Source organism: Actinoallomurus vinaceus, assembly GCF_039542055.1.
In the GTDB taxonomy this organism is placed as follows: Bacteria; Actinomycetota; Actinomycetes; order Streptosporangiales; family Streptosporangiaceae; genus Actinoallomurus; species Actinoallomurus vinaceus.
Window position 1 is genome coordinate 364,847 of record NZ_BAABHK010000001.1, and the last position, 20,505, is coordinate 385,351.

The following is a 20,505-nucleotide window of genomic DNA, read 5'->3' on the forward strand; positions in this document are numbered from 1 at the left end:
ACCATAATCCCCGATGTGTAGGTCTACGGTGTTGACGCCACTCTACCGTGGTGTTGCACTGTAGACATACGGTGTAGACGGTAGGAGGGCGTCATGATCCTCATTCTCGGGTTCGTCATCCTGGTCGCCGCGGCGATCGTTGGTGTGACCGGTGTCCTGGCCAACAGCGGCAGCGGGCACGAGTTCACTCATGGGTTCGCGGTGTTCGGCTATCACGTGACCGGCTCGACCGGCACGCTGTTCCTGTACGGGCTCGTGGTCGGCGCGATTGCGATGCTGGGACTGAGCCTGCTGCTGGGCGGCGCCCGCCGGACCTCGGTCCGCGGCCGTACCGCACGCCGGGGCCTCGCTCAGTCCAGGCGCGAAACCGCCGCCGCGAGTCAGGAACGCGACAAGCTGATCGACCAACGCCAATCCGCCCAAGGCGACGCCGCACAGAACACGGCAACCGCGCCCGGGGAAGACGCCGGGCACCGCAGGCGGCACCTGTTCGGGCACTGATCCACCTCCGGCCAGGCCCCGGCCCAGCCGGCGCCGCCCTCCGCTGCATCTTCGCTTCCATCGAGACAGGCAACCATCATGATCATTGCTGGAATCATCCTCATGATCGCCGGATTCCTGACCGGCATCACCATCCTGTGGACCATCGGGATCATCGTCCTGATCGTCGGACTCGTGCTCATGCTGATGGGCCGTATGGGGCACGCCGTCGGAGGCCGCCACCACTACTACTGACAGTGACTAAAGACAGGCGCCGCTCACCCCGGTGCGGCACCTTCTCCAGGGCCGCCGCGTAGTCTGCGACGAACTCTGCGATGTCGTCCGGCAGCGGGGTGGGCCGCGGCGGCGACGGCGGTCCGGTCCCCGTCTTCCGGCTCGGGTTTGTGTTCTCGGAAGCCGGGATTACTTCTGGGAACGCGTCTTTCTCACCGCGTCCGGGGACACCGTCTGGCCTGCTGAGAGCCCCGCCACTCCTACGCGAACGGAGCAGCATGAACGAGCCACTGAGGGTGGCGGGAGCCGGCGATGCCCCACATGTGGCCGATGTTGGTGGCGTACGCCGAAGCCGGCCAGGCCAGGATGCATGGCATGGGTGTGCTTCAGATGACGGCCTGGAGGTCTGGGGCTGGTGGTTCTGCCGGTTCGGTGTGCTGGTGCCGGGGTCCGGGGAAGGCGAGTCGCAGGATGCGCTTGTAGACCGATCCGGTCTGTCGGGCCAGTGAGCCGGAGGTGTAGGGGAGCCCGAATCGTTCGCACAGGGCACGGATTCGTGGCGCGATCTCGGCGTACCGGTTGCTCGGCATATCGGGGAACAGGTGATGCTCGATCTGGTGACTCAGATTGCCGCTCATGAGATGCAGGAGACGGCCGCCGTCGATGTTGCAGGAGCCGAGCAGCTGGCGGACGTACCACTCGCCGCGGGTCTCGCCTTCGAGTTGTTCCTCGGTGAAGACTTCGGCGCCTTCGGGGAAGTGGCCGCAGAAGATGATGGTGTGCGCCCAGACGTTGCGGGCCAGGTTCGCGGTGAGGTCGCCGAGCAGGGCGGGCACGAAGCCGGGGCCGGCCAGCAGCGGGAACGCGAGATAGTCCTTGACGATCTGGCGCCGTACTTTGCCCGCGATGCCGCGCAGCTGGGTCCAGGTCTCTTTCAGGCTCTTGTCCCCGGCCGGTATGCGTTCGACCTCCAGGTCATACAGTGCGATGCCGTACTCGAAGACCAGCGCGAGCAGCACGTTGTAGATCGGCTGGAGAAGGTAGATCGGATGCCAGCGTTGCTCCGGGCTGACCCGCAGCAGCGAATAGCCGATGTCGCGGTCCTTGCCGAGCACATTCGTCCAGGTGTGGTGAACGAAGTTGTGGGAGTGTTTCCACTGGGCGGCAGGGGAGGCGGTGTCCCACTCCCAGGTCGTGGAGTGAATCTTCGGATCGCGCATCCAGTCCCACTGCCCGTGCAGGACGTTGTGGCCGATCTCCATGTTCTCCAAGATCTTCGCGGTGGCCAGCGCCGCGGTCCCGGCCACCCAGGCGGGCGGCAGCCAGGACGCGCACAACAGGACACGGCCGCCCAGCTCAAGCTTGCGCTGGGTCGCGATGACGCCGCGGATGTACTGTGCGTCCCTGTCCCCGAGGCTCGCGATGACCTCGTCACGGATCTTATCCAGCTCACGTCCGAACTCCTCGACGTCGGCCGGACTGACAAGTGCGGTGGTCGACATGATCCCCCCTCTGCGTTAAAGCTCTATCTCGACTGGGCCGGCGGCGGCCGACACACAGGTCTGGACAAGGTCGCCCGCCTCACCGTGGACCTGACCGGTGCGCAGGTCACGTACCTGCCCCGAGGCGAGCCGCCCCACGCAGCTGTGGCAGATCCCCATCCGGCAGCCGCTCGGCATGAGAACACCCGCGCCCTCCCCGGCGATCAGCAGCGGTGTGCCGCCGTCGGCGTCGGTCTCCCGGCCGCTCCTGGTGAACCGGATCCGGCCGCCCTCGCCCCCGGCCGCCGGTGCGGCCGGGCGAAAGTGCTCGACGTGCAGCCGATCAGGCAATCCCGCCCAGTGCTCCTTGGCTTCGTCGAGCATCTTGGCCGGTCCGCAGACCCACGCGGAACGTTCGGCCCAGTCCGGGCACAGAGCCGGCAGGTCGGCCGGCCGCAGGCGTCCCCGCGTTCGCGTGTGCCGCTCATACAGCCACAGATTCGGAAACCGCGCCGCCAAGGCCCGCAGCTCCGCGCCGAAGATGACGTCTCCTGGCGTGGGCGCCGAATGCAGCAAGACCACATCGGCGACTCCGGGCTCCGCGGCGCCCCTCGCGGCCGCGGGGGTCAAGAGGCCGTGCAGCATCGCTCGAACGGGTGTGATGCCGCTGCCGGCCGTCAGGAACAGCAGACGCCGCGGTGGCGGCTCCGGGAGGACGAACTCACCATCTGGTCTGGTCAGGTGGACGATCATGCCAGGCGCCGCCTGCCGTACCAGGTAGCGCGAGACCAGCCCGTCCGGGTCCGCCTTGACGGTGATCGTGATACACCCGTCCGGGCGTCCCGGAGGGCAGGACACCGAAAAGGACCGCCAGTGACGCACCCCCTCGATATCGACACCGATCCGCACCCACTGCCCCGGCCTGTGCCGAACCCAACCACGGCCGGGACGGATCACCAGTGTCGCCGCGTCCGCGGTCTCCGCGTGTATCGCCTCCACCCGGCCCTTTAGCTCCCGCCCGCACCACAGCGGATCGAACAGCGCGAGATAGTCATCCGGGAGCAGCGGCGTGGTCAGCCACCGCACGGCGTCCGCCAGGCCTCCCAGGACGGCCGACCGGACCGCAGCGCCGGACGCCGTCCAAGAACGGCCATGCGAAGCCCCTGCGACCAGGACGTCCACCGCCCGGTCCCACCCGTCGATCGGACCCGCCCCCATAAGGGCGTGGTACCCGGCATAGCGACTACCACCCACCTCGGCACGCCGGCCCTTCTACCGTCGTGACCAGGCCTTGCCCAGGCCGTGTCGATGACGTCGGCGAGCCCCGCCGCCCGACCTGCCGAGCTGAGCCCGCGCGCCGGTTGCACGGCCGTCGCGCGTGGTGTCCTCATCGACCGGTGCTGCTCATCCTCCCCGCCGCGCTCGCACCGCTTCGGCTTGCCTCCGGCCTTCGGGTTCGCGATCTTCTTCCTCCTCGCCCTGGTGCTCCTCGCCTTGTTCGCCCGCGTATTCCGGCTCCTCGACCTGTTCGCCCTCACCCTCATACTCGCCGTACTCTTCGAGCTCTTCGGGTTCTTCAGGTTCTTCGGGTGATGCCTTCTCCTCACGCAGTGCGGTCTGGTGGTCCTTGACGACCTGGCTGTCGCGAATCTCACCGCGCCAGCCCTCGATCTCGTCCGGGCGCAGAATCGCTTGTGTCATGACGTGGCGGCGGAAGTGTTTGAACTCCAGCCGGGCCCGGCGGCCCTGGGCGCGCCAGAGGTTGCCGGTCTTCTCAAAGAGCCCCTGCGGATGGTATTCGAGGACCAGCGCGATGCGGGTGAGCTCCGGCGCGAGTTCGTGGAAGGTGACGGCGCCGTCCACCGAGCCTTTGGGTCCTTTGGAGCGCCACACGATGCGCTTGTCGGGGATCTGCTCGAGGATGGTCGACTCCCAGGTCCGGTGCGACCAAAAAACCTGCGCCTTCCAGTTGAGCTTCTCATCCGCCGCCTGCTCGACGCTCTCCACCTTCTTCATGAAGCTGGGGAAGTCTTCGAACTGGGTCCACTGGTCATAGGCCAGGCGCAACGGAACGCCGACGTCCAGCGTCTCAACGATGTTGATGACCTTGAACTTCTTGCCCTTACCACCGCCGCCCTTGCCCAGCTTCTGCTGCAGTTTCGTCTTAGTGAACGCCTTGAGTGCGTTAAAGCCCGGTGCCAGCCGGTCCTTCAGCGACGAACCGCCGTCGCCTCCCCCGCCGGTGAGCGCCGACAGCAGGCCTGCGCCCCCGGGGTTTCCGGTCAGCGCCGACAACAGCCCCGAGCCGCCCATTTCGGAGTAGTCGGCGAGCCGTCCGGCGGTGCCCTCGACCTTGCCGAGCAGCGAGGTGGCACCCCGCATCGCCACGGCCGTCAGAAGTTTCTGCAGTTCGCCGGTCAGACGGTCGGTGTGCAGGTCCTGCATGAGGTTCCCGCCCGGTGCTTTTCCCGCCGCGCTGTGGACGGTGTCTTGGAGTCGGTCGGTCACAGGTCTCACCTCCGGGTCCGTCGTACGGGCGGTCGGCCCGCCGGCCTGGTCCGCCGGGGCCGCTCCGCCTCGTCGTCGTCTTCGGGTTCGGTCTCTTGTCCACGGTGCTGCGGGCGCGGCCGTACGCCCGCGGACGCCGGGCGCCGCCTCGGCCGTTCCTCCCGCTCCCCCCTGACCGGCTCTTGCTCATAGCCTTCCTCCTCGTCGGCCTCGACCCGACCCGAGCGGCCCTCGTCGGCCCCATCGCTCCCTTGGCCTCCGCCTCGAGTGGGCGTGGCGGGGCGGCTCAGCGACCGGGTGCGTTCCTGGATCCGGTCGCTCAACGCATCGATCTGGCTGTTGACCGCCGCCACCGCGGCCGCCTTGCCCGCCTCAAGGAGCCGTCCGCGTACGGTGTCGGTGAGCGTTTTAAGCTCGGGCGAGGAAACGAGCAGTTTGGTGCCCTGCCTCACCAGCCTGGCAGGGTTCTTGCCCAGCCGGGAGGACGCTCTGGCGGCGGCCAGGGTCATCACCAGCTTCAACTTCCGCGTCCGGCCCAATAGATAACCCACACCAACGGCCACGCCGATGTTCATGATCAATCCCCCCCGTCCAAGGCCGACGGAACCGTTCCAGCGCTGGCCAGGCGACCGCAGCGCGGTCGCCGTCATGAGGCCGATCCGGAAGAATCCACTGCTAAACCCGGCCCTACCCGGCTGTTTGGGGCGAAACCCTGCGCAGCAGGGGTGGTGTACGCCGGCGAGCTAAGGCGGCCATGGCAGGGTGACCGGGCGCCGACCCGGATCGGTGTCGAAATCGGTGGGCCTTACGGGGCAGCCGTACCCACGCCACCCAACTCCAACGGCACGGCAACGGTATTCGTTCAGCTGGTGGGTCCGGGTTCTTCGGTCAGGAGGGTGGCCGGGGTGGCGGGAATCACCGGGGTCGCCGTTGGCCGTGGGTCGAGACGAGGAGTCTCGGCAGGCGCGTGCGCCGTACCGGTGCCGCCAGGTCCGGGCCCGAGGCGGTTGAAGAAGCGGAGCACGACGACAGGATCATCATCGATTTGCGTTCCTGAGTACTGCACATCACCGCACCTCCCTTCCACAGTCACCGCAACTTTCAGGACCCTGCGACCCGCGGGTTGCTACCGGCGGCGCCGGGCGAGGCGACGCACCTGTGTGATTCGGGTGGTGCCGAGAACCAGCGTGACCGCTATCCCGCCACGTTCCTGGCCTGAAGGTGCGGGCACACGACGGGTGGGCGCGGCGCGGATCAAATCACTGAGGACATTCTGCGCGCTAACCATCAAGTTGACGCCGTCCTGGGCGAATGGAAAGTCGGCTCCTTTGCAGGGGTCGAGGGCGGAGTCGATGTCATGACACCGAACGCAGTGGGTCGAATAGACGTTCTTTCTTCCACGATCGGCTCAATGGTGTTGCGGGCGCCTCGGCCCCCCAGCCAGCAGACCGGCACCTCGGTCTGGAAGTGTGTCCTTAATAACTGATCGGCGCGGCGCCGGGTGGGGGGAATGCCTGGAGAATGCCGGTCAGGTGCATGATCCGTACGACACTGTGCTGTACGACGCCGTCGAGGTGGATTGATCCGCTGTGGTCACGGGCGTCGTTGCGGGCGCGCATGAGCGCGGACAAGCCCGCGCAGTCGATGAAGGTCAGCCCGCTCATGTCGATGGTGACTGTCGTGTGGCCGTTGCGGAAGTGCTGTAGCAGGGTGTTGCGTAGCAGGTCGGCGTTGCTGATGTCGACTTCGCCGGCGAGGTGGACGGTCACCCGCTCGGCGTGAGCGTCACTGGTGATCGTCAAGGCCGTGCTCGTCATCGGATCCTCTCCGAGGGCCGGATCGTGGCTGCGCTGTGGACGGCGGGCCAGCTGATCGCTCAAGCCAATCCGTTCGGCCGCAGGCCGGAAACAAGCGAGGCCAGAAAGGCCTATCGCCAGAGGAGATTGCTGCGGCGACGTGCTCGATCTGCTCATTCTGGCGGTACGTGGCGGAATGCCGGGGCGCTGGGGCAGTGGTCTGACTTCGCCACTGCCGAAGGCGACTGAATCTGGGGGCACTATGGAAATGCCGGGCCTGCCTGGCAGTGTGATGGCGTAAGTAACAGGACCGGACGGGCGGCAGGGCCGCCAGCGCGGAAGGCACCTATGAGCCTTGGAACGGCGCCGAAGAAGGTCGTGCCGCGGGTGCCGCTGCGGCATGGGGAGGGCAACAAAGAGCATCTGACCAGCTTCGGGGGGCTGGCCGCGCTGTCGCTTGATGCGCTCAGCTCGGTGGCCTACGGGCCGGAAGCCATCGTGCTCGTGCTGGTGGCGGCCGGTACATCGGCGCTTCGGTTGACCGTGCCGATCACCTTGGCCATCGCGGGCCTACTCGTCGTGCTGGTCGTCTCCTACTGCCAGGTCATCTCGGTGCATCCTGACGGCGGTGGCGCGTACGCGGTGGGCAAGAAGGATCTGGGACCCACGGTCAGCCTGCTGGCAGCCGCCAGTCTGGTGGTCGACTATGTGCTGACCGTCGCGGTCAGCCTCGCCGCGGGAGCGGCCAGCCTGGCATCGGCATTCCCGTCCTTGAGACACCACATCCTCGCGATGTGCCTGATCGGCCTGGTTTTGATCACTGCCGTCAACCTGTGGGGCATCGCCGAAAGCGCACGCGTCCTCATGTTGCCGATGGTGGCGTTCCTGGCCGCGATCTTCGGTGTCATCATCGTCGGTCTGGTACGCGCGCATCCGGCCGTTGTGGTCGGCAGCGCCCAGCCGGTCCACGTCAGCGAGGCACTCGGAACGATCGTGATCCTGAAGGCATTCGCGGCCGGCTGTTCGGCCCTGACCGGGATCGAAGCCATCGCCAACGGAGTCCCGACCTTTCGCCGGCCGCGTGCCAGACGCGCTCAGCGCACAGAACTGATGCTCGGTGCGCTGCTGGGGGCGATGCTGATCGGGCTGGCGGTACTGATCGGCCGCGAGCATGTGGCGCCCCGCGGCGGAGTCACCGTGCTGGCCCAGCTCACCGCCGGCTCCTTCGGCACCGGCTGGGCCTACTACGCGACGAACATCGCCGTCACCGTGGTCCTGGCATTGGCCGCCAACACCAGCTTCGGCGGCCTGCCCGTACTGATGAGCCTGCTGTCCACCGATGACCGGCTGCCCCACCTGTTCGGTCTTCGAGCCGAACGGCCGGTTTACCGCTACGGCGTCGTCGCCCTGGCCGTGTTCGCGGCCGTTCTGCTGCTGGCGACCGGTGCCGCAACCCACCGACTGATCCCGCTGTATGCGATCGGGGTATTCATCGGATTCACAATCAGCCAAAGCGGGCTGGTCCGGCACTGGCACGGCCGGCGCTCCCGGCGCTGGCGGCTGCGCGCCGTCCTCAACGGCACCGGTGCGGTCTTGACCGCGACCGCCGCCGTCGTCTTTCTCGCGAGCAAGTTCACCTCCGGTGCCTGGGTCGTGGTCCTCACCGTGCCGGCGCTGATGCTGCTGTTCTCCCGGATTCAAAGCTACTACCGGGCAGTAGGACTCGAACTCGACCTGGGCCGGCACCCGAACCGCCCGCGACCGGCCGAGAGCCTGGTGATCGTGCCCGTCGGCGGGATCAGCAAGCTCACCGAGCATGCGCTGCACGCGGCGCTCTCCCTCGGCGACGACGTCGTCGCCGTCAGTGTCCACCCCGAAGCAGCCCAAAGCGCCGCCTTCCGCACCGAATGGGACCGCTGGAACCCCGGCGTGCGACTGGACACCCTCAACAGCCCACACCGATCGCTGGTCCACCCGATCGTCGACTACGTCCGGCGAGCACAGCAAGATGACCGGCAGGTCGCCGTCCTCATCCCCGAAGTCCAGCCACGCCGATGGCGCTATCGGATCCTGCAGAACCAGCGCGGCCTGCTCCTGGCGACCGTACTTCGCGCCAGCACCGACGCCGTCATCTGCACCATCCCCTATCGGCTCACAACCCGATAGCCGGGCATCGGACACCGACTGGATGGGCTGGGAGATGCGGCCTCCTGGCAGGATACTTGCCACATGGTCAACGACAGTGCGCGGGAACGGGCCATCTACCAAGCGCTCAAAGCGGCTGACGAGGTCGCGGCGGCTCTTCAGACACATCTCATCGAAGAGCACGAGGCCGACCCGGAACGTGCCGCCGAACAGAGTACCTTCACCAATTCACTCAAGCTTTTGCGCCAGGCTCGCGAGCGGCTCGGTAACGGGTTGCGCGCCATCGAGGCCGACACCATCGCCGAGACTGATGAGATTTCTCTGCGCAACGAATGATCAAAAAACAAGCGGGACATACGGCGTAGCGCGCAGGGTTCGTGTCGCACGAAAACAGGATCGAGCATTTGATTTTCGAACCGGCGGGGTCGGCCGTTAAAACAGCAGGTCGCAGTGCCCGCGACGAGTACGTGCCGTCGAGCCACCTCGTCCGCCCCAGCACGCGGCGTGCGGGGCAGGGATCGGCCTGTCCGCGCGCCTGTCCCGCTCGGAAACTCGGTTTGGTGCCTTGAGCTGGGGTTTCGCTGCGGGATCGGTGTCGTGGCTGGCCCCATCTCGGGGCGTTGTTGTCGCTGGCCTACCGGTTGGTCAGGTCTCTGCCCGGCCTGCTGAAGATGCTGGTCCGTTCCGATGTCTCCAAAGACTTCGAGCTGCTGGTGCTCCGCCACGAGAACCAGGTGTTGCGCCGGCAGTTGGGCGGCCGACCGCGGTGGGACCACGCCGACCGGCTCTGGCTTGCGGCGCTGTCGCGGCTGGTAAACCGACGCCGGTGGCCCCAGATCCCCTCTTCACCGCCGCGTTCGGGGAGGTCTTCCAGGCTGAAGGGCTGCGGATCATCAAGACGATGCCGCAAACGCCGAGGATGAACGCCATCTGTGAACGCGTCATCGGCACCCTCCGCCGCGAACTCCTGGACCGGATCTTGATCCTCGGCGAACGGCATCTGGCCCGGGTACTCCGCGAGTGCCTGATCCACTACAACCTCCACCGCCCGCACCAGTCTCGGTGACAGCGGCCCCCGGATACCGAAACCAGGCCGACCCCGCGCGCAGCCGAGCTCACCGACCTACGATCCATCCGGCGAAGACCTGTGGTCACCGGCGTGATCAACGAATACCACCACGCCGCATAACACCAGCTCAGACTACGTAACCCAATGTTCGAGCGGCACACCCCGGGAAGCGTCGCCAGGCCGGCCTGATGGCCCTGGTTCCTGGGACCATGGACGAGGGCACACTTGAGAGTGTCGGGGTCCGCGCCGACGAAGCGTGGACTAGGGGGCCGAGGTCAGCCGGGTGGGGCCGCCCACCTGGATTCCGCGCGGAAGGGGACCGGCCGTGCCTGACAACATCGTACTTATCCTGCGATTTCACCCGATAGGCGGGGAAGATGTCTCCGTGGTATGCCGGGATTTCACTGACGAGAATGAGGCGCTTGAATCGGTCGCTCATGCCATTGACGAGCATCGCAGCCTGGTCTTGAACGAGGCGAGGTATGAGCGCGAGCCCGACGAGACCGGCGTGGTCATCAACATGGCCAACGTGGTGTCGATGCGGGTGTCGAGGACCGATGGCGCCGCGACGGGCCAGTACCTCTAAATTAGCCGATCTTGACGGTACGCCGGTTCAGCGTCGGTGGTCAGCACGGGTATGGCGCGGCTCCGTACAGCATCGCCCTCACCTGCCGTCACGAACCGCAGACACCGGCCGGAGCGGCCCGCGCGGGACTTGGCGGCCACCGATGAGCATGGCACCGGAGCAAACCGAAACGACCCCGGTGCAGTCACACCGGGGTCGCCCTTTCGGGCCGCTACACGTGAGAGTGCGTGGCCCATATCGAATTTATCGCAGGCAGGGTCTGATCGCCAGGAAATCAGGCCTGTCGGGTGCTGCGCGGCTCGAAAACTCGGCTCAGCATCTTGACATACGGCGTTTCGGCACGGCCGCGATGGCCCGGGGCGCAGCACCCTGGCGCGCGCTGTACCTCGCTCCTCTACGCATGAAGGGGCGTGCACGCTGCGACCGAACACAGGAGCGAGCCAGGACGCAGGGCGCCTTGCGGCTTGTGAGGGCGCGGCGTTTCCGGGACTCCCAAGGCAAGATCACATGATGCGGGGCGCCATCCCTGGCCGCCTCAGCGGGGCTGTCTCCAACCGGCAGGCCGAGCGGCCTGCCGGGGCGTGGCAGTCCGGTGCGAGACCGATGACGACGCTCCTACCGGAAGTCACGCTCCGACTCTGGCTCGGCACTCTCGTATTGGCCGATGTCGCCCTCGTAGTCGTCGTGGTCATTCGCCGCCTGTTGACGAGTCCGCTCCTGCCGGGGCGGCTCTCGGCGTGCTCGCTGTCCCCGGGCCGGCTCCTCCTGCGACTCCTCGGCCTCCTCTCGCTGTCCGCCCTTCGTGACGCCCGGTTCGCGCATCGATTGCAGCTTCTCGCCGATCGCGGCCTTCTTCGCCACTGACGTGCCCGCGTCGACCAACTGAGTACGAATATCTGCCGTTAGCTTGTCCAGTGGGGCACCCAAAGGGGTACGCCGTAGCACTTCGCGCTCATCTATGGGGACTTTGCCTCCCGCTGCTGCCAGGAGCGCAAGAAGCGCGGCCAACCGCTTCTTGTGTCTACGCCCCAGCAGGTAACCCACGACGACGGCAACCGCCATCTGACTTCCGCACTTCATGCCTTCCCCCTCCAGCGCGACCCACGATCACCGGAACCCGGTGCCGGTGTGCGAGTGAACGCACGCAATCCGGGCCGTCGGCCGACCGGAGAGTCGGCGAAGACCGCCGGGGCCTAGTGGACCTACGCGAGCTCCGTCCCACGATTAGCTCGCCAAGGACCGGGCGCCACCGCACTATTGGAATAGCGGCCGGACCGCAGGTCACCGCGTGTTGGTTCGACTGTACCTCTCGGCAAATCACCGAAGATCGGGTCCTCCCTCCTGTCCGCAGACCGCTTCACCACGACCTCAAACCGGACAGAGCTTCCGCGCCGCCCCGTCGTTGCCCGCCGACATCGACCCAGTCATGCTGAGGGTCGCTTACCCGCCGGTGACCGGTTCCAGCAGTCCGGACTCACGGCGGCCACGGTGCGGCCGCTCGCGTCGCCGGTCCAGCTCCACCTGCCGGTCAGGACGTTGACGGTGTGGAGTCCTCGTCCGGCCTCTGCCAACCCGTCGGCCTCGCGTATCGTCGGCTCGCTTTCGCGACCGTGCTCAGCGGCAGGTCTTCGCGACGCGTAGCGCCGATCGGTTCGGCTGCACGGCGGTCGATGACGGCGGCGCGGATTGCCTTGACGAGGACCAGGTCGGGGTGTCCGCACGGCGTGACCTCACCGGCCGCATCCCACCCGCCGTCCGTACGCCTACCGGGGCGTGGTCATCCGGCGTCCGCCGCGTGACGCGAGGGCGCGCCGACCGTGTGCAGATGGCGGAGAACAGCGACGGGAGCCGGTAAGGCGCTTCGTGGAACTCGACATCGCCGCTCCCCTCTCGGGGGCACTGCGGTCCGCCGGTTGCGGGCAGCCCTGTTCCGGCGGGGGTTGGGCCTGTTCGGTAGGTGGGTCGGTGCCGGTGCTGTGCCGAGGAGTCAGGGGTGGTGCGCCGTCGTCGAGCCAGCTCGGATCAGGGTGCGTCCGTCGTGGCCGGCCACCCATACCTGGGACTGGGACCCGGACATGTGCGCCTCCTCGTGCGGAACGATGGGGGCCTCAACATGGCATACCCGCCGCTTCCTGCGGTCGCCCACTGTGCTCGGAGGCTGATCAGGTGTCCAGCGCGGCGAGGTGGTCGGCGGTGCCCCCACGCCATTCGATCAGGAAGAGGGTCGCGTCGTCGCTGGTGGTCCCGCCGCGTGCGCGCATGAGGGCGTGAGAGAGTCCGCGGACCATCTCCTGCGCGCTTTCGCCGAGGTGCCCGGCGTCGTTGATGAAGTCGAGGAGGCGTTCCTCGCCGAACTGCTCGCCACCGGTCTCATGCTCCTCGACGAGGCCGTCGGTGAACAGCAGGACCCGGTCACCCCGCTGGAGAACCTGCTCGCTGATCCGCGGCCGGTCGCCGCCGAAGCCGACCGGCAACGTTCCCGGGCCCTCCAGTGCCTGGACGACCCGGTGGTCGCGGATCAGCAGCGGCGCCGGGTGGCCGGCGTTGACCCATCGCAGCAGGCCTGATCGGACATCCAGCCGCATCATCTGCGCCGTGACGAAGTGGTCGGGCCCGAACTGATCGTCGATGGCCGCGTCCATGAACCCGTACAGCTCCGCCAGCCCGACATCGGCGCGTCTGGCGTGCCGGTAGGCGCCGATGGCGACGGTGGCCAGCACGGCCGCGTTCAGGCCGTGCCCCATCGCGTCGATGACGGCGACGTGCAGGACGTCGTCGTTGAGGGCGTAGTCGAAGCTGTCGCCGGCGACGTCGTAGGCGGGCTCGAGGATGCCGGCCACCGTGACCTGAGGGGTGATCATGGTCAATGGGGGGAGCAGTGACCACTGGATTTCGGCGGCCACGCTCATCTGCTCGCGGCGCCGGGCCCGGAAGAACTGATCGGTGTAGCTGTTCTTGGTGACCAGCATGTCGGCGACCAGACCGGCGAGCCGCCGCAACAACCGCCGGTCATCGTCATCGACGGTATCGAGGGTGAGGGCCAGAACCCCCACCTCGTCGCCGCCGTCCAGGAGCGGCAGGAACATCCGCACACTGTCGATCAGCGGTTCTTCGACGAGAGCTGCATGGAGGAAGGCGTCGCCGGCCGGGGAACCATCGATCCTCTCGGGTTCGCCGGTCAAAAGCCCCCGGCCTGCAAGTGGCGTGAGCATCAGCTGGTCATAGTCCTGCAGGAGGATCGAGACGTCTCTGCCGCCGATCCTGTGTACTTCCTCCGCGACCAGCGGGGCGATCAGCTGCGGTGGCATCTCACGAGCCCGATCGAGCAACGCACCCAGCAGCCGCTCAGCGAACCCCTCCGAGCGATCCAACATCACCCTGCCGGACGGGCCCTCGCGTTCTGTCATGGTCGCCCTCGTCTCCCCGGCCGGTCGCCGCCCGGCGAGTCCCGACCGCCCCGCGGCCCCTGCCCTCTCTCCCAGCATCGCCCCCGGTCCGCGGGTACGCCAAGCGGCCCTTCGCCTCTGACCTGTGGAGGTCGCGCCAAAGGACGGACGGCCTATATGTGAGCAGATCAGCGGATGGTCGATGGCGCGGAAGGAGCCGACCTCGATGGCGCGGCCGTCGGGGGTCGGGTGTCTGAGGTGGTGAGGTGTCCTGGCGCTCCGCCCATGGCGTGCTGGCTTGCCGTAGCAGGCTGATCACACTGTGTGAGGTAGGGTCGATCTCAACCGAGGATTTCCGCACGCTGACAGCAGAGTTGGCGTCGCCCCGGTCTCTTACTAATTTGACCTTTCTTTCAAAGAGGTCAAGACGGGTCGGCGAGCATGGCGCCGCAACGGATCATCATCCGCGACCAGGCGCGATCGCACATTCGCGATCTGTGTTCTCGACTGCCTCGGCTCCACGGTGCCTCGACTGGGCACTCGCTCCCGGTGAGACCCGCATGCTGACGTGCGAGGGTCACGTTCGTCAGGGTTAGCGCGCTCGTCATATCCCCGGCTCGGCCGAGCTCACGCCGAACCCACCTCATCTCTTCGGATCGGAGATTCACCGATGCGCCATGACCCCGCCCGAGCCGGCTTTCTCAGCCGCCGGATGCCCGGCCATATCGTCCTGACGGTCCGCGGAGAGCTCGACATCGCGACCACCGCGCGCCTCCGCGATCAGATCGCCGGCATCCTGGATGACGCCACCGCTCCGGTGATCATCGACTTGTCGGGCGTCTCCCACGCCGATGCCTCCGGACTTGCCATGCTCGTCGGCGTACAACGCCGGGCCAGGCTGCGTGGACTCACCGTCGCCATCTCCGAGCCCGGCCGCGAGGTGAGCGAACTGCCGCGAACCAGCGGCCTCGACCATGCCTTCACCATGTATCCCACTCTCACCGCGGCCCGCCGCGGCCCGGGACGCTCCGGTCACCCGGCCGTCGCATGACCTCCGGTGACAAACCAGATCCACACCCGCCGGAGGTGGAGAACCCCACGGTTGCGGATCAGGTTCACGGGAGTGCGAACGCCGCGACACCGCGCGCCAAGAGCGCCCAGACGGGAGCGTCGGCGGAGGAAGTGCTCCACCGGTGGGGCCACGTGGTCGAACCGTCCTCGTGGCGACCGCATGTCGTGCCGGCTGATCCGGCGGCCCCGGGTGAGTGCCTGTGCGGTGAGCCCGCGGACTTCGTCGTGGAGACGAACTGGTTCGGCGGACGCCACTCTCAGGACCCGGTATGCGGACGTCACGTCGACGAGGTCGTACGCGCCATCCAAAAAAGGCAGGCTCGGCGCAACGGAGCGTGATTGAACCGATGATGATCAGACATCACCAGAGTGCCGTCACCATGGCTAAGACCGAACAGGCTCAGGGCGCTTCCAAGCGGGACGCACAAGGATCCAGCAGCCTCCATCCTCGCAGTCTGCCGAGATCACCAAGATGCGGCACATGCTCGCCGGCATGTAGCCCTATGCCGTACGGGCCGGCGACACCGGACGGCGCCGGGACGTCATGGGACGATCAGATTCGTCTGCTGCGAGGGGCCTGCGGGCACGTGGCGCCATGTTGAGGCCCATGCTCATGTACGGCTCTTGAACGCGATCGCCCCCAAAGCCCTGGCGGCTTCGCCGCCGATCGGGCTACGACGCGAACGCGCCGGAGGCGGCTACGTGGGACGGACTGCGGTCGGCGGTGGTCGCGCTGACGTGGTAGGTGTCCGTGGCGAAGTCGTGGCCGTTGACGGGGTGGTTGAACTGGACCCCGAAGGAGTAGGTGCCCGCTTGGAGCGTCTGGCCGGGGTTTAGGGCGATGTCATACACCAGGCCGCCCGGGACTCGGTTCACGGTAGTGGTGATGTCGGCGGAGTTTATCGTCGACCATGATCCGGTTGACTGCACCGTCGAGCCACCGGAGACCTTGACGCTCACGTGGAGTCCCCGGATGGGGCGGGTCGTGGTGACGGTCAGGTTCTCCTGGGCCCAGTACTGGTTGCTCTGGCGATCGATGGTGCCGATCGCCCTCAGTGGTCTGGCTGTGGGTGCCGCACTGGGACGGCCAGGCGTTGAGGTGGTGCCCGCCGTGTGGGTGGGCCTCAGCGTCAGTGTCGGTTGCGGGACCTGCTGGTGATGTTCCGGAACGGCGCCTCGGCTGTTCGACGGTTTTCCGGCCTGGCTGGAGAGGCGGCTGTCGTGTCCCCCGCCGATACCGAGGGTCACGGCCGCTGCGATGCTCACCGCGGTCGCCGCTGCCGCGATGCCCAGCGGGATGCCGATGGGGCGAAGCCGCGCGAGGCGGCTGGGTCTGGCCGGGCCGACCGAGTGGGAGCCCTCGGCGGTGAGGTGCTTGAACCGGTCTTCGATGCGTATTAGTTCGGGCTCGTGCCTGTCCGCCTGTTCGCGCAGCTCGGAGGCCAGCCATGCGGCGTCGGCGTGGGAGGTGCGGGCGTTGCGGGTCCGGCGGCGATTCATTGGGTCGCTCCTTTGGCGGACCGGCGGGTCCGGCCGCGTGTCACGGTCGCGGCGGACCGCGATCCGCGCAGCAGGGCCGCGAGTTCTTCCAGGCCACGTGAGCTTTGGCTCTTGACGGTGCCCACCGCGATACCGAGGGTTGATGCGGTCTCCCGTTCGCTCAGCCCGTAGTAGTAGCGCAGCACGACACAGGCGCGTTTGCCGGCGGGTAGCCGCAGCAGAGCCTCGCGAAGGTCGACCACCCCGGCAGCGTCAGGCGGCTCGGTCCGATCTTCGCGGCCGATGCCCCACAGCCGCCAGCTCCGACGCTCGCGGACCAGCGTTGCGGTGCGGTCCGCGGCAAGGTTGGCCACGATGCGGCGCACATACGCCAACGGCAGGTCGGTGGCGGTGACCCGGCTCCAGTGCCGCCATGCCTCTGCCAGCGCCTCGGCGGTGATGTCGTCGGCCGCGTCGTGCTCGCCGGTGAGCAGGTAGGCGAAGCGCGCCAGCTCTCGGTAGTGGTCGGAGAAGAACGCGTCGAACGCGGCACGATCGCCGGCTGAGCGTGCGGCTTCAGCCGCGCCTTTCGGTTCGCGCACGCCGGGGAATCTAGCAAAAACATTTGGTGCACTTTCCCGGCAACTTTTCGCGCCCGTGAACGGACAGGAGGGCGACGCACGGGACACCGCGAGCCCGCGCACGGACATCACTGCCAGGAGAACCCCAGGTGAAGAACCTTCACGGCGGGCGCGAGACCTCGCGTTCCGGCCACGTTCCGCGAGCGTTCCGCCGACACGCGCTGCGCACACCCGTACTGATCGGCGCGGCCGCCGCACTCGTCGGTGCTGTACCGGTTGTGATCACGCTCACCTCGAGCGGGGACCCGAAGACCGGCTCCACCGTCGCGGCGCGAGCGCACCTCGATCGGCGATCGCCGACGTCTCATCAAGCGGACGCGTCGATCGGCCATAGTCGGACGGGTGAGTCGGCCGGCCGCGGTTCCGGTCCCTATGCGTGGGCGAACGCACCGATCAACGGCGGCGGATTCGTCACCGGACTGGTGTTCAACCCCGCCAGGAAGAACCTGGTGTACGCGCGCACCGACATCGGTGGCGCGTACCGATGGGACCCCCGGACCCGATCATGGATCCCGCTGACCGACTGGATCAGCCAACGCGACAGCAACCTGTTCGGCATCGAGAGCCTGGCCACCGACCCGGTGAATCCCAATCGGCTCTACCTCGCCGCCGGCACCTACACCAGCGCGTGGGCGGGCAACGGGGCGATCCTGCGCTCCACCGACCAGGGCGCCCACTTCACCACCATCCCGCTGCCCTTCAAGCTCGGTGGCAACGAGGATGGGCGGTCGATGGGAGAGAGACTCGCCATCGACCCGAACGACGACCGCGTCCTCTACCTGGGCACCCGGCACAACGGGCTGTGGCGCTCGGCCGACTACGGTTCCACCTGGCACCCGGTGGCCTCCTTCCCGGTCAAGGGTGACACCAGCAGCGGCATGGGGATCGGCTTCGTCACCTTCGACAGGTCCAGCGGCCACGCCCACACTCCCATCAGGACCATCTACGTGGGCGTCGCGGACGGCGCGACGAACCTGTACCGCAGCACCGACGGCGGGGCGAGCTGGTCCGCCGTGCCCGGTCAGCCGACCGGCCAGTTGCCCCAACACGGCGTGCTGGCCTCCAACAAGGAGCTGTATCTGTCGTACGGCAACGCTCCCGGCCCCAACGGGATCACGGCGGGCTCAGTGTGGCGGCTCGACACCGCCACCGGCACATGGACGAACATCACCCCGGCCTTCGACGGCTCCGGCTATCGCACCTACGGCTATGCGGGACTTGCCGTGGACCCCGAGCACCCGGACACGGTGATGGTCGCCACCCTGGACAAGTGGTGGGCCCATGACGAGATCTACCGCAGTACCAACCGGGGCGCGTCCTGGACGGCGATCAGCCCCCACGCGGTCTACGACAACTCGGCCGCGCCGTACATCCCCAAGGCGATCGGGAGCTGGATCGGCACGCTGGCGATCGACCCGTTCGCCCCTGGCCACGTGATCTACGGCACCGGCAGCGGCATCTGGGGCAGCGACGACGCCACCAACGCCGACCGTGGAGCGGCCACGCACTGGAAGGTGCGCGCCAAGGGCCTGGAGGAGACCGCGGTCCTCGGCCTGATCTCGCCGCCCGGCGCCGCATCGGTCATCAGCGCCCTAGGCGACGTCAGCGGCTTCACCCACACCAACGTGCACGCCGAACCCCGTACGAACCTGACCAACCCCGAATTCAGCAACACCACCGGCCTGGACTTCGCGCAGAACGCCCCGAAGGTGGTGGCCAGAGTCGGCATCGGCCACACCGCGAACGGCGGATACTCCACCGACGGGGGTCTTCACTGGCGCCCCTTCAACAGCACCCCGCACGCCGGCGCCCAGGCCGGGACCGTCGCGGTCTCCGCCGACGGCAGGACCTTCACGTGGGCCCCGTCGGACGACGGCCCGTTCTACTCACGGGACCACGGTACGACCTGGAGTGCCGGCAGGGGACTGCCCGCAGGTGCCCAGGTGGTCGCCGACCGGTCGAACCCGAACAACTTCTACGCCCTGACCGGCGGCGTGCTGTACGCCAGCACGGACGGCGGCGCGACGTTCACCGCCCGTACCACCTCCCTGCCGGACGGCAGCCTCAAAGCCGTCGGCGGCATACCGGGTGACCTGTGGATCGCCGGCGGCAGCTCCGGGCTGCTGCACTCCACCAACGGCGGAGCGAGCTTCACCAGGCTCACCACGGTGAAGGTGGCCCAGGGCGTCGGCTTCGGCAAACCCGCCCCCGGTGCCCACTACCAGGCGATCTACCTCATCGGCACGGTCGGCCGCGTGTTCGGCGTCTTCCGCTCCACCGACCAAGGCCACACCTGGCTGAGGATCAACGACGACCGGCACCAGTTCGGCAACCTCGGCACGATCATCACCGGTGACCCCGACCTCTACGGCCGGGTCTACCTGACCGGCAGCGGACGAGGCGTCATCTACGGCACCCCCCGCTGAACACTCCGGCCCGGCAAGCGAACCGGCCGCTGTCCGCGTCATCGGCCAGCGAGCGGGCGGCCGACGCGCCGAGTGGTGCTCGGTGGCCGCGGTCTCGCCGGTCGGATCGGCTCGTCGAGGTCATAGCTGATCGTCTCGCCATCGTCGGTGAATCTCCGCAAGAACGACGCAGCCCTGATGTTTTGGGCGGCAACCTTTTCGTTTCCTGCGAGGACTGAGTAGTGCAACATCGATTCGATCTCCCGAACGGATGGACATGAAGGCAACGAGGCAGGCCGCGCGGCACCGCAGGCGCAGGCTCGGGCTGATGATGGGCACTCCTTTGGCGCTGATCGCCGCGGGCGTTCTCTCCTACCTGGTCATGGCGTTCCCCTCCGCCCGCAAGGCCGATGCCGGGAATGTCGCGGCGACGCCCGCCGCCGGCACCCCAATGATCGTCCAGCCCGGGCCGGGCTCCCTGACCGCGGCGGCTGGTCCGACCACCGCAGCGGCGCAGCCGTCGGCCCCGCGCACCCGGCGGACGGCTTCCACCGTGGCACCGTTGGCGGGACGGATCCGGCCCAAGGTCACCTACCGAGGAGTCGCCACCGCCTACGACGCCGGGAACGGCGGAGGCGCTTGCCTGTACGGCCCAAGCGGTGACCTCATGATCGCGGCGATGAACCACACCGACTACGAGGCATCCAAGGCGTGCGGGGCCTACGTCCGCGTCCACGCGGCCAACGGTGCCTCCATCACGGTCCGGATCACCAACGAATGCCCACTACCCTGCGCACCCGGGCAACTCGACCTCAGCAAACAGGCCTTCGCCAAGCTCGCTAATCCGTCGCTCGGCCGGATCCCGATCACGTGGAGGCTGCTGAGCCCCCGCATGTCGCGCACGATCTCGATCCGGTACAAGACCGGGTCCAGCCGTTGGTGGTGCGGCATCCAGGTGATCGGCCACCGGAATCCGGTCGCGCGGCTGGAGGTCCGCAGCAGCAACGGCTGGCGTCGGCTGCCCCGTACCCCCTACAACTACTTCATTTCCGCCGACGGCAGCGGGTGCGGCGGCGCGATCAGGATCACCGACATCTACGGAGAACGATTGACGATCAAGGGGATCGCGCTGCGGCCGAACGTCGCACAACCGACCCGTGTCCAATTCGCCCGGCACTGACCCCCGTCGACCACGACGGCCAGGCGATCGACGTGTACGGGAAG

At 67.7% G+C, this 20,505-nt stretch carries 18 protein-coding genes; 9 read left to right on the top strand and 9 right to left on the bottom strand.

Annotated features, from left to right (window positions below):
• Positions 1–93 precede the first annotated feature (93 nt).
• Both ABEA24_RS01680 and ABEA24_RS01685 read left to right on the top strand, forming a co-directional pair.
• On the top strand, positions 94–501 hold the full coding sequence (locus tag ABEA24_RS01680; protein WP_345428578.1) for a hypothetical protein: 408 nt from the start codon (positions 94–96) through the stop codon (positions 499–501).
• Positions 502–579: 78 nt separating this feature from the next.
• Positions 580–735 carry a DUF6131 family protein gene (locus ABEA24_RS01685; protein WP_345428580.1) on the top strand — a complete coding sequence of 52 codons (156 nt, stop codon included), beginning with the start codon at positions 580–582 and terminating at the stop codon, positions 733–735.
• 365 nt (positions 736–1,100) lie between these two features.
• Here the strand turns inward: ABEA24_RS01685 and ABEA24_RS01690 are convergent, their stop codons facing one another.
• The 5 genes from ABEA24_RS01690 to ABEA24_RS01710 all read right to left on the bottom strand — a co-directional run bounded on the left by ABEA24_RS01690 (position 1,101) and on the right by ABEA24_RS01710 (position 6,583).
• Positions 1,101–2,216, bottom strand: a complete 1,116-nt coding sequence (locus ABEA24_RS01690; protein ID WP_345428582.1) for a fatty acid desaturase family protein — start codon at positions 2,214–2,216, stop codon at positions 1,101–1,103.
• A gap of 15 nt (positions 2,217–2,231) precedes the next feature.
• Entirely contained in the window at positions 2,232–3,413 is a 1,182-nt protein-coding gene (locus ABEA24_RS01695; RefSeq protein WP_345428584.1) for a ferredoxin reductase, read from the bottom strand.
• A 186-nt stretch (positions 3,414–3,599) separates the two neighbouring features.
• Positions 3,600–4,703 (bottom strand): SRPBCC family protein, encoded by a 1,104-nt coding sequence (locus ABEA24_RS01700; RefSeq protein WP_345428586.1) that lies wholly within the window; start codon positions 4,701–4,703, stop codon positions 3,600–3,602.
• A gap of 5 nt (positions 4,704–4,708) precedes the next feature.
• The gene (locus ABEA24_RS01705) at positions 4,709–5,278 is read right to left on the bottom strand and encodes a hypothetical protein (protein ID WP_345428588.1); all 570 of its coding nucleotides are present in this window, start codon (positions 5,276–5,278) and stop codon (positions 4,709–4,711) included.
• A 900-nt stretch (positions 5,279–6,178) separates the two neighbouring features.
• Complete coding sequence (locus ABEA24_RS01710) at positions 6,179–6,583, bottom strand: STAS domain-containing protein (RefSeq protein WP_345428590.1); 405 nt, start codon at positions 6,581–6,583, stop codon at positions 6,179–6,181.
• A 264-nt stretch (positions 6,584–6,847) separates the two neighbouring features.
• Between ABEA24_RS01710 and ABEA24_RS01715 the strand changes: the two genes are divergently transcribed.
• From ABEA24_RS01715 to ABEA24_RS01730, 4 genes are all read left to right on the top strand, one after another.
• Positions 6,848–8,665 (top strand): APC family permease, encoded by a 1,818-nt coding sequence (locus ABEA24_RS01715; protein ID WP_345428592.1) that lies wholly within the window; start codon positions 6,848–6,850, stop codon positions 8,663–8,665.
• Between the two features lie 63 nt (positions 8,666–8,728).
• Positions 8,729–8,980: a hypothetical protein gene (locus ABEA24_RS01720; RefSeq protein WP_345428596.1), complete on the top strand. Its 252-nt coding sequence runs from the start codon at positions 8,729–8,731 to the stop codon at positions 8,978–8,980.
• Positions 8,981–9,470: 490 nt separating this feature from the next.
• The gene (locus ABEA24_RS01725; protein ID WP_345428599.1) at positions 9,471–9,710 is read left to right on the top strand and encodes an integrase core domain-containing protein; all 240 of its coding nucleotides are present in this window, start codon (positions 9,471–9,473) and stop codon (positions 9,708–9,710) included.
• Positions 9,711–10,038: 328 nt separating this feature from the next.
• Positions 10,039–10,299 carry a hypothetical protein gene (locus ABEA24_RS01730; protein WP_345428601.1) on the top strand — a complete coding sequence of 87 codons (261 nt, stop codon included), beginning with the start codon at positions 10,039–10,041 and terminating at the stop codon, positions 10,297–10,299.
• A gap of 615 nt (positions 10,300–10,914) precedes the next feature.
• Here the strand turns inward: ABEA24_RS01730 and ABEA24_RS01735 are convergent.
• Positions 10,915–11,361, bottom strand: a complete 447-nt coding sequence (locus tag ABEA24_RS01735; protein WP_345428603.1) for a hypothetical protein — start codon at positions 11,359–11,361, stop codon at positions 10,915–10,917.
• A gap of 1,100 nt (positions 11,362–12,461) precedes the next feature.
• Positions 12,462–13,706: a PP2C family protein-serine/threonine phosphatase gene (locus ABEA24_RS01740; RefSeq protein WP_345428605.1), complete on the bottom strand. Its 1,245-nt coding sequence runs from the start codon at positions 13,704–13,706 to the stop codon at positions 12,462–12,464.
• 649 nt (positions 13,707–14,355) lie between these two features.
• On the opposite strand from ABEA24_RS01740, the gene ABEA24_RS01745 reads away from it, so the two are divergent.
• Positions 14,356–14,736, top strand: coding sequence for an STAS domain-containing protein (locus ABEA24_RS01745; protein WP_345428607.1), 381 nt, complete (start codon positions 14,356–14,358; stop codon positions 14,734–14,736).
• A gap of 692 nt (positions 14,737–15,428) precedes the next feature.
• On the opposite strand, the gene ABEA24_RS01750 is transcribed toward ABEA24_RS01745, so the two are convergent.
• Together ABEA24_RS01750 and ABEA24_RS01755 are read right to left on the bottom strand one after the other, a co-directional pair.
• Positions 15,429–16,256 carry a hypothetical protein gene (locus ABEA24_RS01750; RefSeq protein WP_345428609.1) on the bottom strand — a complete coding sequence of 276 codons (828 nt, stop codon included), beginning with the start codon at positions 16,254–16,256 and terminating at the stop codon, positions 15,429–15,431.
• Positions 16,253–16,837 carry a SigE family RNA polymerase sigma factor gene (locus ABEA24_RS01755; RefSeq protein ID WP_345428613.1) on the bottom strand — a complete coding sequence of 195 codons (585 nt, stop codon included), beginning with the start codon at positions 16,835–16,837 and terminating at the stop codon, positions 16,253–16,255. The genes ABEA24_RS01750 and ABEA24_RS01755 overlap by 4 nt, the downstream gene beginning before the upstream one ends.
• Before the next feature lie 128 nt (positions 16,838–16,965).
• On the opposite strand from ABEA24_RS01755, the gene ABEA24_RS01760 reads away from it, so the two are divergent.
• Together ABEA24_RS01760 and ABEA24_RS01765 are read left to right on the top strand one after the other, a co-directional pair.
• Complete coding sequence (locus ABEA24_RS01760; protein WP_345428617.1) at positions 16,966–19,302, top strand: WD40/YVTN/BNR-like repeat-containing protein; 2,337 nt, start codon at positions 16,966–16,968, stop codon at positions 19,300–19,302.
• Between the two features lie 256 nt (positions 19,303–19,558).
• The gene (locus ABEA24_RS01765) at positions 19,559–20,461 is read left to right on the top strand and encodes an expansin EXLX1 family cellulose-binding protein (RefSeq protein ID WP_345428619.1); all 903 of its coding nucleotides are present in this window, start codon (positions 19,559–19,561) and stop codon (positions 20,459–20,461) included.
• Positions 20,462–20,505 lie beyond the last annotated feature (44 nt).

Coding starts and splice junctions, on each gene's coding strand:
- ABEA24_RS01685 (WP_345428580.1), top strand. CDS start 580: ATGATCATTGCTGGAATCATCCTCATGATCGCCGGATTCCTGACCGGC.
- ABEA24_RS01765 (WP_345428619.1), top strand. CDS start 19,559: ATGAAGGCAACGAGGCAGGCCGCGCGGCACCGCAGGCGCAGGCTCGGG.
- ABEA24_RS01705 (WP_345428588.1), bottom strand. CDS start 5,278: ATGAACATCGGCGTGGCCGTTGGTGTGGGTTATCTATTGGGCCGGACG.
- ABEA24_RS01735 (WP_345428603.1), bottom strand. CDS start 11,361: ATGGCGGTTGCCGTCGTCGTGGGTTACCTGCTGGGGCGTAGACACAAG.
- ABEA24_RS01715 (WP_345428592.1), top strand. CDS start 6,848: ATGAGCCTTGGAACGGCGCCGAAGAAGGTCGTGCCGCGGGTGCCGCTG.
- ABEA24_RS01690 (WP_345428582.1), bottom strand. CDS start 2,216: ATGTCGACCACCGCACTTGTCAGTCCGGCCGACGTCGAGGAGTTCGGA.
- ABEA24_RS01720 (WP_345428596.1), top strand. CDS start 8,729: ATGGTCAACGACAGTGCGCGGGAACGGGCCATCTACCAAGCGCTCAAA.
- ABEA24_RS01680 (WP_345428578.1), top strand. CDS start 94: ATGATCCTCATTCTCGGGTTCGTCATCCTGGTCGCCGCGGCGATCGTT.
- ABEA24_RS01745 (WP_345428607.1), top strand. CDS start 14,356: ATGCGCCATGACCCCGCCCGAGCCGGCTTTCTCAGCCGCCGGATGCCC.
- ABEA24_RS01695 (WP_345428584.1), bottom strand. CDS start 3,413: ATGGGGGCGGGTCCGATCGACGGGTGGGACCGGGCGGTGGACGTCCTG.
- ABEA24_RS01740 (WP_345428605.1), bottom strand. CDS start 13,706: ATGACAGAACGCGAGGGCCCGTCCGGCAGGGTGATGTTGGATCGCTCG.
- ABEA24_RS01750 (WP_345428609.1), bottom strand. CDS start 16,256: ATGAATCGCCGCCGGACCCGCAACGCCCGCACCTCCCACGCCGACGCC.